Annotated in this window: 11 protein-coding genes; all 11 read right to left on the minus strand. The window is 38.3% G+C overall.

Annotation, left to right across the window (positions count from 1 at the left end):
* Positions 1-515, minus strand: a 515-nt coding sequence (locus GCU44_RS22175; RefSeq protein WP_317175355.1) for an NAD-dependent epimerase/dehydratase family protein, incomplete at its 3' end; no start/stop codon positions are given.
* Positions 516-766: 251 nt separating this feature from the next.
* Positions 767-1,516, minus strand: coding sequence for a glycosyltransferase family 2 protein (locus GCU44_RS22180; protein WP_154859587.1), 750 nt, complete (start codon positions 1,514-1,516; stop codon positions 767-769).
* Between the two features lie 6 nt (positions 1,517-1,522).
* Positions 1,523-2,128 (minus strand): glycosyltransferase family 4 protein, encoded by a 606-nt coding sequence (locus tag GCU44_RS23040; protein ID WP_161994004.1) that lies wholly within the window; start codon positions 2,126-2,128, stop codon positions 1,523-1,525.
* Positions 2,129-2,599: 471 nt separating this feature from the next.
* Positions 2,600-3,322 (minus strand): sulfotransferase domain-containing protein, encoded by a 723-nt coding sequence (locus GCU44_RS22190; protein WP_154859589.1) that lies wholly within the window; start codon positions 3,320-3,322, stop codon positions 2,600-2,602.
* An 11-nt stretch (positions 3,323-3,333) separates the two neighbouring features.
* On the minus strand, positions 3,334-4,425 hold the full coding sequence (locus tag GCU44_RS22195; RefSeq protein ID WP_154859590.1) for a glycosyltransferase family protein: 1,092 nt from the start codon (positions 4,423-4,425) through the stop codon (positions 3,334-3,336).
* Positions 4,422-5,132 (minus strand): hypothetical protein, encoded by a 711-nt coding sequence (locus tag GCU44_RS22200; RefSeq protein WP_154859591.1) that lies wholly within the window; start codon positions 5,130-5,132, stop codon positions 4,422-4,424. Before GCU44_RS22200 ends, GCU44_RS22195 begins: the two co-directional genes overlap by 4 nt.
* A 529-nt stretch (positions 5,133-5,661) precedes the next feature.
* Entirely contained in the window at positions 5,662-6,957 is a 1,296-nt protein-coding gene (locus tag GCU44_RS22205) for an oligosaccharide flippase family protein (protein ID WP_161994005.1), read from the minus strand.
* 495 nt (positions 6,958-7,452) lie between these two features.
* Positions 7,453-7,704 (minus strand): hypothetical protein, encoded by a 252-nt coding sequence (locus tag GCU44_RS22210; protein WP_154859593.1) that lies wholly within the window; start codon positions 7,702-7,704, stop codon positions 7,453-7,455.
* A 782-nt stretch (positions 7,705-8,486) separates the two neighbouring features.
* Positions 8,487-8,891 (minus strand): type II toxin-antitoxin system VapC family toxin, encoded by a 405-nt coding sequence (locus GCU44_RS22215; RefSeq protein WP_154859594.1) that lies wholly within the window; start codon positions 8,889-8,891, stop codon positions 8,487-8,489.
* Complete coding sequence (locus GCU44_RS22220) at positions 8,888-9,130, minus strand: hypothetical protein (RefSeq protein ID WP_154859595.1); 243 nt, start codon at positions 9,128-9,130, stop codon at positions 8,888-8,890. The genes GCU44_RS22215 and GCU44_RS22220 overlap by 4 nt, the downstream gene beginning before the upstream one ends.
* A 52-nt stretch (positions 9,131-9,182) precedes the next feature.
* The gene (locus GCU44_RS22225) at positions 9,183-11,603 is read right to left on the minus strand and encodes a polysaccharide biosynthesis tyrosine autokinase (RefSeq protein ID WP_154859596.1); all 2,421 of its coding nucleotides are present in this window, start codon (positions 11,601-11,603) and stop codon (positions 9,183-9,185) included.
* Positions 11,604-11,996: the final 393 nt, after the last annotated feature.

The raw sequence follows: 11,996 nt of genomic DNA on the forward strand, positions 1-11,996 counted from the left end.
TTTCCCGGACCATGGATCATGCAGGGACGCAGGATATAGACCCGCTTGCCGGGGGCCGGATGTGCCAACAGGTATTCCTCTGCTTTTCGCTTGGACTTGCCGTAGACGGTTTCCGGAGCACAGGGTGTTTCTTCCGTAAGCCAACCGTCCACCCGATCGGCACAGGCCTTGACGCTGCTGATAAAAACAAAGGTTTCGGCAGCGGGATCTTTCAGAAAGCGATCGTACAGCTTGCGGGTAAGCTCGTAATTGGCCTCCCAGTATTCTTGTTCATCGGCAGTCTTCTTCAGATCATGCGCTTTTCCTGCCAGGTGGATGTAATGGCGAAAGGACAAGTCATTTTGCTTCCAGAATTCGGCATAGGACAAATCGGTGCCGGAAGGATTTCTGCTGAGAGCTTTCCAGGGCTTATCCTTCAGGTGGCGTTGTAGGTTTTGACCTACAAAGCCGGAGGCGCCTGTGATGATGATTTGATGGTGGGATGATTCGATAATATGATTTGGAGCTGTGGTGATTTGTTACTATGCTGATGGGGTAATTGATTAACTGTTTAATTGGTTAATTGACAGGTTTCCGTTCGGAACTCCATTTTGACACCTGTTTTCTGATTCGAATATTTTTCCGATGGTAAACAACTTTTCTCTTTTACGAGCTCCCTCCGATTAAACAAATAACCGATTAAGCAATTAACCAGTAACGATAATAAAATTTGAATACCAAAACGTTTTGTATACGATGGGAAAAATTCCAAAAACGAATACTAAACCTACTTAAAAATAAACTCAAAAGGCTTAAACAGGTACTTCGAATAGATCATGGCGTAATTGGTGTAGACATCGTTTTCCTTGCAGGCACGATAGATTTCCCTATTTAGGGTCAGGAGGCTTTGGATGCCCCGGGTGCTGAGGCCGCCCATGCGCATTTTGGTGGTGGTAAGGGGCAGGTATTTCCAGCGCAGCCCCCCTTTTAGCAAGAATCGGATTAACAGCTCGTAATCCGCCGCGATCTTGTAATCCGTCTTGTAATACCCCAGCTTCTCGAACCATTCCCTGCGGACAAAAAAAGAAGGATGGGGGGGCATGTAGCCCCAGGCGAATTTAGACGGTTTCCAGTTTTTAGCCGAATATTTACGTACCACCTGGTTCAGATCGTCTTCTTTTACGAATACAATGTCCCCGATCACCGCATCCAGCTCCGGCTCTTCCTCGAATGCCTGCGCCACTTTAGCCAACACCTGCTCGTCGTAAAACACGTCATCCGAATTTAAAATACCCACCACATCGCAGGTGGCCATGCGGATGCCTTTGTTCATGGCATCGTACAGACCACTATCTGGTTCACTCATCCATCGCAAATTTATTAGAGATGCGTTGTCAAGAAGCGAAACAGTACTGTCTGAAGATTTACCATCAATGACTATGTGCTCAAAATTTCGGAACAGCTGATTAGAAGATGAGCTAAGGCAATCCAAGATAATTTTCTCACTATTAAAACAAACCGTAATAACCGAAATCATCTTTACCTAATAAAAAATAGCACGTTCCAATTTATTAAAAAAAATACCAGGACTGTATTTTTCTGAGGCTTCACGGATATTATTTTCTTGGATTTTTAATAAAAGATCCTCGTCAGAAAAAAGTAAACATACCTTTTCAGCAATACTTTTCGAACAATGAGTGGGAATAACAAACCCGTTTCTTTCTGTAATAATCTCTGCGAGATAATTGTGATCACAGGTTATAACTGCATTTCCCATACGCATCGCTTCTATTATAGTAATCGGAAAAGCCTCTGTCGGGTAAAAAGTCGGAAGTACAAAAACGGAGCTTTCACTAAGAACCTTAATTTTTTCCTCGCCAAATAATTCACCAAGGTAGTCCACCTTACCGGGAAACATTTTCTCGAGGTAATCGAGTCTTTCGAAGAATTGATCTTGTATTCGTCTCTTAACAGACAAATGGTCTCCCATAAAAGCACCAGCAATTTTAACATCCACATTAGGAAAGGCAGAAAGAATATCTTTTAACGAATCAAGGAAAAACAAAATGCCCTTTGATTCCATTAAATTTGAAAAGTACAAAAGTTGAGGCTTTTTTGGAAATTCACACTTCCAGCTATCAAAATTCACTGGGTAACAGTTTGCAATTGTCGACACTTTCATGTTATTAAAATCATTAAACTCATTGACCATAGAAGGAAGCAAAACAATAGAACGATAGATGCTGGAATAAAAAAATCGGATTATGGGCTTTAGAAACTTTGAACTATTGAAAAAAGATAGGAAATCCGCACCGTGTAAATGATTAATTACTTTCTTGCCCCAAACCCTTGATAAAAAAAGTAAATACGAATCTTTTAAAAACCCCGAATGACTCCTAGTAGATGTAAAATAAACTATTTTAAACTTACAAAACACAAACAAATAGGTAAGTTTGATTAAACAATAAAGGGTATTAAGAACCTTTCGCTGGCCAAATTTCGTAGAATTACAAAGAAATCCATTCACAGAAAATAGGCCATAAACCAATTGAAAAGACGATGATTGTCCAGTTACAGGAGGAGGCAAAGGACCGAAAAATAACACCTTCATAAATATGATCTAAATATTAGTTTTTCTATCCCGGAGTTCACAAAACAGAATGTCAAGAGATTCTATCACTTTTAGATTTTCACCAGAAATTAATTCCTTATATCTATCATAGTTTTTTTCCTTACTAAAGTTCTTAACCTCGCCAAGCCCGGATCTACTCTCAATCAATATTTGTTTATTTCTATCAATTCCTTTGACTAATTTATCTACTTCATCCTCTGTATAACTAAAAGATAAAAATTCAAATAAGCCTTTTATAAAAGCCACCTTATTCTCAATGAAATCCTCGTAAACAATAACTAATCCATTCGACCTTGACGCTAACTTGAGATGTTGAGAATAAAAATTAATACCCTTTTTTGACAACAAAAATGAATTTATGTCGAGCGAAAAATTTGAATCAATTCTTTTGTTATACTCAAAATATGAACATAACGAATCGAAGGGATTTCTAATAACAATAAGATGTTTAAATAGGGTGGGAAAAAATATTCTATGAGATTTAAGAAAACGGTATCTATCGGCTCTGAAAAAGGTACCCTTCCCAAATTCAGGCATAAAATAATTTAATTCGTCGTGCGAAAACGAAATCTCCTTATTATCCCTAATACGAAATAAATTAAATATAAATAACCTGACCAATGTCGAACCGGACTTCGGATAGGAAAAAATAAAGATCGGACGTTTAAAAAGAAACCAGAACAAATCAATTGAATATTTTCGTATAACCATATTAATAAAATTTATCTAATATTTCCTTGGACCTCTTTTACATAATCAAACGATTCAAAAAAACGTGTACTATTTTCAGAAAGCGCCGAATAATTATCTATTAAACTTTTAACTCCACCGTAAATTGAATCTACATCATTAAAATCCGCAAACACCGCGGCATTGAATAAACCAACTGAAAATTTTAATCCCAAATTTTGATTACAGAGCATAGGAATTGAAAAACCCGAATATTCCCAAATTTTGTTAGGCGCACAATAAATAGTATTAAGGCTCTCAAAGTCATATGTTATAATACCTCCATAAGCATAGCTAGTAATTGCCAAATGAAATGGTGGCGGAATAAAATCAATATGTATTAATTCGGGATTAATTGCCTTATACTTTGAAAGCATACCCATATCCTTACCAAGTAAAACAATATTAAACTCCTGAATATTTTTAAAAACTTCGAGAAGCCTACTTAAGTCCCTTTCCATCCTCAAAGGACCTTGATAAATAAAAAATCTTTTCCCACACAATACCTCAATTAAGGAACCCTCAAGGAAATCAATATTTTGCTTTTTTCTAGGATGAAAGAAAGGTTTGTTTGGTATAATTATCGGTATCTCTTTTAACTTAAAATGGTTATAGTATAAGAATGCTCTATTTTCTTCAGGAACAACAACTTTATAGGCTAGCTTTAACGGTTTTCTCAACAAACTCATGTAAAAACCAAAACCAGCATAATACTCCCTCAAATGAATAATATATTTCAATTTATAAAATAAACCACGTAATGAAATTGCTGTATCAGCTGAACCCAAATATATTAAATCAAATTCATAATTTCGAATAACTTCTTTTACCTTAAAACGAAAACGCAACCATATGTATAAAGTATAAAACATATTAAAATGTGGATAATAAACTTTTCTTTCATTAATACACAGATTAATAACAACTAAATTATTAAATTTTTCAAGAAACCCAAATAGTTCAACACTCACTCCATAGCAAGCTATATAGACCGTATTACTATTCTCTTTCGCCAAAGACAAACCAACATTCAAAATAGGAACAGATCGGTCTAAAGTGTTTTTAATAATTATTAAATATTTCATATCTTACCAAATATAAAACGTCTTTTTTGAATGAAGTAAACTAAAACAAAAACAATAAATATGTAAATAATATTAGAATAAGCATATTGAACAGATCCTCTAACTAAAACAGGAATAAAGGATAATTGAAAAGGAAGAAACAAAACACTAAGCTTATGGGGCAATGATTTAGATAATCTGTCGAACAAGCCAATTATGACCCCAAAAAATATACAATAAACTAGTCCGTACCAACCTCCATCAATAAATATCCAACCAAAGAATGTTGGATGCAATGAGCCCCAACCATTCCGAATCCTGAAGTCCGCTAACTTATAATTTATATCGTAAACAAACCCAGTAAAATAGTCATTGAACGGCAACCCAGTAAGAAGTAGTCTAAAAAGATTTGAAAAATTGGTATTAAGCTCATCATAATTCTTTAACGAGTAATAATAATCAAAAATACTAATATCACGTGCTAACGGATAAGAACTCAGGTCCGACGAACGGATAAAAGAAAAAAGAAAGATAAAACCAACAGAAAAGATAATTATGTATAAAAATATTTTAAATAAATTACTCCTAAGATTATTTAACGAAAAATATATTAAAATAAATGGAACAGAAATAAAAAGTGCTCTAGACAAAGTAAAAACAGCAACTGTTATTATTGGAAGAGATAACAAAAACATTTGAAAATATTTTCTAGCAACAAGTTTTTTCAAAATGCCCGAGATTGAAGCTATTAAGAATAAATTGTGAAAAAACAAAATAAATTTATTTGTTGAAATATTGTGCCGATACCCGAACCCAATTTTTTCCGGATGAAATCCATAGAGGTAAAAAAAACTAGCGATAGCGAAAATAGAGAAGAACGCATAGTAGAAATCCGACAAAAAATAGTTGGGCGAAATATTATAAAATGAAATAGATTTCTTTAGTGTAAACAAATATGCAACGTATAATATTGATACAGACAAAATCATAAACAAACCTGATTCCAAAATTAAATCAAAATCAAGTATGTAATAGTCTGAGAGCAGTTTATAGTTGACATCATTTAGCAAAGAAAGGTATTCCCTACCGTACAAATAAAAGTAAAACGAATCATAAAGAAGAGGAATCATAACAAAAAATTGTACCGATAGAAAAAAATATATTATCGTCCCATTGTTACGTCTAAATTCCAAATATATAAAATATGAAATTAGTCCAAAACTAAATATATTAACTAATATGGCTAACACGTCCTCCCTAAATTAACAACCTTTTAAAATAAAAAAATTGGAGAACGAAGTGAATAAAATATGAAATCAGGATTCCAAGACTGAGAGCGAGAACTCCATATTCATTTTGTAAAAAAAAATTCACTGCAAAAATCAACACTGTAGCCCAAATCAAGTTAAAGAGAAACCCAAACCACATTTTAGATTTCGCAGCAATAACTTGTCCATAGATGTTTGATATGGAACTAAAGACTGTAGAAAGTGCAAGAATTACCAAAGGGGTTGAGTCTAAATATTCATTACCATAAAGATTTAATATGTAGGGAGCCGAATAAAAAAGCGAAATAAAAGAAACACTGGTGAAAATTAGATTAATTTGTATCGATTTATTAAATATTTGTCTAAACTTGTATATATCCTGTTGGATTTCATTGCTTGATAAGCTGGGTAAAATAAGTTTTCCTATATTGAGCGGTATAAACAATATTAAATTTCTCCATTGGTCCGATATTTCAAACAATGCTAAATTTTGATATCCATCATATTTTATAAGCATAGTCTTTATATACCAGAAAACAGGAACAACAAGAAATGATGATAATGCAGCTGGAATTCCAAAACTTAAAATTCTATTTAACATTTTAAACCTAAAACGAGAATAACTTAAAGTTAAACCAAAATCAAAACATCTTTTTTTTATCGATCGTTTGTTTAAAAAATATAATACTAAAAAGCCGATTCCTACACCAATAATTCCTCCTTTTACTTCCAACCAATAAACACCAATCGTAACAAACAACAGCTCAATCAGAGAGGATAAAACTAGATTAATTGATAAATTTCTGTAGTCTTTAAATCCTAACAATATACCATTTTGAACACCATTAACAGAAGCAAAAAATAAAATAATAGACCCAAATACAAGTTCATTTGTCAAATGCGGAGCCTTTAATGCATTTTCGGAAATATCGTTGGACAATAAGATTAAGACACAAACTAAAACACCAGTAACGATATATGAAAATAATTTAATCGCGACAATTGATCCTTCAGTGTATCTCTTTCGTTTTTCTTTATTTTGAGAAATAAACTTTGTACTAGTTATACCAAGCCCAATTGTTGACACAACAATAAATAAATTAATTGATGACCGTATAATAGAAAATTCACCGAATTTAATACTTCCAAGTAAATTTGACGAAATAATGCTGGAAACCAGAAGAACAAATTTGGAAAAGCCCGCACTTAAAATAATCCAAAGCCCCCCTTTTATAAATCCCTCAGAATCTCTGTTTAAAAGTTGTTTTATTCTTTCTTTAAGCACATGTAGTTTAATCTCACAACCTATAATTAAAGCTAACTTTTTCTAATTTCGAATTAGGCTACTAGTAAATAACTAAGCATTAGTCTAGAGGGCCTCAAATGGAGTCTTATTTCAAGAATACTTTCCCAAAAATAGAACTCCAATTTTTCCCTCTAGATGAAACAATTTACAATATTGATATCCATTTCGTAAAGGCTTATTAAACTACTTTTCAATTCAATTAAAATTATTGAATTAGGTACCTAATCAATAATTCAATCTTAATTTTTTCGGCTTAATATAGGTTGTGTTTTAAGAAAAAAGGTGTCTAAATATCGAAGCTGCTGGATATTTTTATTCAAAAAGATTTTTAACATTCAAATTATTATAAATTCAAAACTTATCAATCAAGCACCCAATTCAATAAATAACGTTTTTACCTAACTTGTTTTCAAATGCTTGTACCTGTATTGACTCGGTATAAATTTCTGGACTTAAAAAACGAACGTACCCCCACTAGCTCCCTGTCCACTTTTTCCACGACTTCTTCTCTTCCTGATCTTCGCCATAGTAGCCGTAGCCATAGCCATAGCCGTAGCGGTAGGCTTTTTTCTCCACTCCGTTAAAGATCAGGTAGGCTTTGTTGAGGAGTTGCTGTTTTTTTAAGGCATTGATAGGCTCGATAAAGAGCTTTTGGCTGTAATTGTAGCGTACCACAAAGAGGCAGGCATCGGCCAGTTGGAGCAGGTCCAGGGATTCGGAAACCAAGCCTGCTGGGAGGGGTGTCCAGGATAATGGTATCGTAAATTTAAAGGGTTAATTGGTTAACTGGGTTTGAAAAAGTTTAATTGGTTAACTGGTCTGTAAGGGGTTAACTGGTTAATTGGTTAACTGGTTAACTGAAGGGGAATCGTTCGATTGTTTGTTTTCGTTATAGTTTCTTAATTCGAATAGTAGCTCGACTTGTCAAATCAGACTTCAAAAACGAGAAACCAACAATTAAACAATTAAGCGATTAAACAATTTCGTACCTGGTTTTCAATTATTAGTACAATCTTAATTTATATGCAATTACTTCAAAGACGAGCACTTTTTGTTTAATTGGTTAACTGGTCTTTAAGAGGTTAACTGGTTAATTGGTTAACTGGTTAATTGAAGTGGAATCGTTCGATTGTTTGTTTTTGTTCTAGTTTCTTAATTCGAATAGTATCTCCTCTTGTTTAATCAGTCTTTAAAATCGAAAACCTAACAATTAAACAATTAACCGATTAAGCGATTAAACAATTTCGTACCTGGTTTTCAATTATGAGCACATTCTAAATTAAATGCAATTACTTCAAAGACGGGCACTTTTTGTTTTTGGTTAATTGATGTGGAATCGTTCGATTGTTTGTTTTCGTTCTAGTTTCTTGATTCGAATAGTAGCTCGTCTTGTTAAATCAGTCTTTAAAATCGAAAACCAACGATTAAACAATTGCGCACATGATTTTAGATTTTTTGTTTTTTTTTGATATTCAGTACCATAAACCTTATATCGAATCGAACTCAGGTTATTTCGTTCTGTCCACCCAATTTTCAAGTTTTATCCCAAAAATCCTGTCAAATTCGCTTTGGTTTTCAGTCACCATGATCAAGTCATTTTCAATTGCCGTGCACCCAATGAATAAGTCCAAATCGCTAATCATTATTCCCGTTTTTCTTAATCTGGCTTTTTCTTTTCCATACGTCATGATTGAATCATAAATTGGGAGAACTGCTACCAACTCAATGAACTGTTCAATAAGGCGGTGGTTCTTTTCAGGGTTTTTACTATTCTCTGCTCCGAATACAAGTTCAGCTAATGTGATTTCAGAAATAGCACAATTTTCAGCTTTAACTGCTTCAAGTCTATTCGTTACTCCAAACTTTCCACGAAAAAAATGCATGCATATATTTGTGTCAAGAAGGTAATTCATTGCAATTCAATATCATCTTGTTTATTCACTCTTGAATTTCTAATTTCTTTAATAATCTCATCAGAATCTCTGGAATCTTCCCATTCACCAGACAAATCCTTGAGGCTTACGTCTGATTTACCTTTTTCTTCAATGGATTCAGTCAGCTTAATAATTAGTTTCTTTTTAGATCCATTGTCTAATCTCGAGAGAAATCCAAAGTATTTATCGATCGTCTTATTGGTCAACGCTAAGCCCATTTTTTCGTTGTTTTCATTAAAGATACAAATTTTCTTAAAAAATCATCTCAGCTCAGCCCCTCCCGAGCCACTTTTTCCAGGACTTTTTCTCTTCCGCATCTTCGGCATAATACCCGTAGCCGTAGCCATAACCGTACCCATACCCATACCGGTAGGCTTTTTTCTCCACTCCGTTAAAGATCAGGTAGGCTTTGTTGAGGAGTTGCTGTTTTTTTAAGGCATTGATATGCTCGATAAAGACTTTTTGGCTGTAGTTGTAGCGCACCACAAAGAGGCAGGCATCGGCCAGCTGCAGCAGGTCCAGGGATTCGGAGACCAGGCCTACGGGGGGAGTATCCAGAATGATGACCTCGTAGCGCTCCCGCATTTGCTGCAGCAGCTGGGCAAAGCGGTCGGTAATCAGCAGCTCGGCCGGATTGGGCGGAATGGGCCCGGAGGCAATGATATCCAGGTGTTCGTAGGCGGTGGCCTGCAGAATGGCTTCGGTATCGGATTCCTGTCCACTCAGGTAGGTAGACAGGCCCTGCTTGTTTTTGAGTCCAAAATCTTCGAAAATCTTGGGCTTGCGCAGGTCGCAGCCGATCAGCAGCGTCCTTTTGCCACTTAGCGCATAAACCGAAGCCAAGTTGATGCTGCTAAAGGTCTTGCCCTCCCCGGAAATGCTGGAGGTAATCATGATCACGGAGGACCGCTCCTTGGGCAGGATAAAGTTCAGGTTGGCCCGCAGGGAGCGAAAGGCCTCCGTGACCCCGGAACGGGGGTGCTGCAGCACCACCAGGTTGTCCTTTTCCTGGCTTTGGTTGATGCTGGTCAGCAGCGAAAGCTGGGATTTTTTTTCCAGCTCTTTCGCGTCCTTGATTTTGGTATTGAAGAAGTTGCGCCCCATGCTGATGCCCACGGGAATCACCCCACCCAAAATCAGGGCAATCAAAAAGGTCAGGGCCTTTTTGGGGCTGATGGGATCGGGATTGACCAGGGCGGTTTCGATGATTTTGTTGCTGGGGGTATTGGAGGCCCGGGTGATGGCGGCCTCAGCGCGGCGCTCCAACAGAAAGGTATACAGTTCCTCATTGAGCGCAAACTCCCGCTGGATGCGCAGCAGGTTTTGCTCCGTCTGGGGCAGGCTGCCAAAGGTGGACTCGATCCGGGCGATGCGCTCTTCCAGGTCGCGAATCAGCAGTTGGGCGTTTTGGTCCACGTTTTCCAGCAGCTCCAGAATGGAGCGGTTCATGTCCGCGATCTTAAGGTTTACCTCTCGTACCGGGGGAGCAATCTCGGTGAGCACGGAGGCGTGCATGGACTTTTCGGCCTGCAGCTCCAGCAGGTTTTCGATCAGGGTGCTTAGGATGGGATCCTCGATGCCCAGACCGGAGGGCACCACGATCTGGGTGTAATCCTCCCGCTGCAGGTAGCGCTGCAGCTGCTGGTAATAGGAGCGCTTGAATTGCTGCTGGGCCAGTTCGGTTTCCAGCTCCTTGAGTTGCTCGAAAATGGCCGAACCTTCCGAGCTGATATCGTAGGTGGCGTTATTGGAGCGGAAATTTTCCAGGCGGTTTTCGATGTAGAGCAGAGAATCGGACAGCACCACCAGCTGGGCATCGATAAAGTCGATGGTATTGGTGGCCATGGTGTTTTTTTCCTGCAGCTCGTTTTCCAGGTAGACCTCCTGCAGCGTATTCAGGTAATCCCTGCCCTTGGCCGGGGTTTCGGTTTTGAGGGTTAGCTGCAGGATGGTGGACTGCTTGTCCATGGGGGAAATGCTCAGGTCTTCTCCGGTATAGTGGCCCAGCAGGGACTGCCGGTCGCGCAAGCGGATCAGCAGTTCCCCTTCGTCTTCTACCCCGGTCAGGGCCACCCGAAAGCGGTTCATGGGCAGTTCCACCCAGTCCCCAAAGCGAAAGGTCTGGGAAGGGGAAGCGGGGTCTTCCAGTATGTTTCGGGACTCGTTATCCGGAAATGCCTGGGTGTAGTCGGCGTCCACGTATGTCAAGCGAAAGGTTTGCCGGTCGGACCATTGGATGCGGATCAGGCCGTTGCTGAGTTGGGGATGCATCCAGTCCACCTCCACGGCGATGGGGGTATTGCGGTACAGTTCTTTTTGGACGAATACGTCTTCCTGCAGGTACTCCACGTCGAAGGCCAGGCGGTCCAGGGCGGCTGCGGCGATGGGGCGGGATTTGAGGATGATCATTTGGTTGCCCAGCACCATTTCGTCCTGACCCATCATACCCAGGCCGGCGGTTTCAAAAATACCGGAGAGGGGGCTTTCTTTTTCTTTGACAAAAAACTTGGAAGAGACCTGGTACACCGGTACGGTATAGCGGATCAGCAGGTAGGCCAGGGTCAGGGTGATGCCCAGAGAAAGCAGGATATAGGGCCAGATGCGCCAGACTTGCAGCAGCAGGTCTTTCACATCGATAAGCTCCTCCTCGGGTACAGCCACCGGCGGCCGTTGCGGGTCGGGTTGATTCATTCGGGGGGTGAATTTATGTCGTTAGTGTTGTTTTGAAAAGGTTTAATTGTTTAACTGGTTAATTGGTTAACTGATGGGAAATCGATCGTGATACCAATTTCGAACATGGTTTAAAAGGACGAAGAGTCGCAGGGAATGGTTAAACATACTCTACAACGAGCACCAATCGATTAAACAATTAAGCACTTAACCGATTAAACATTTTCGTACATGGTTTCCAGTTATTTGCATAATATTGTTTTACAGACACTTACTTCAAAGATGAGCACTTTTTGGTTAACTGATGGGAAACCGATCGTGATACCAATTTCGAACATGGTTTAAAAGGACGAAGAGTCGCAGGGAATGGTTAAACATACTCTACAACGAGCACCAATCGATTAAACAATTAAG

The sequence above is a fragment of the Cyclobacterium xiamenense genome (assembly GCF_009467825.1).
Classification (GTDB): Bacteria; Bacteroidota; Bacteroidia; order Cytophagales; family Cyclobacteriaceae; genus Cyclobacterium; species Cyclobacterium xiamenense.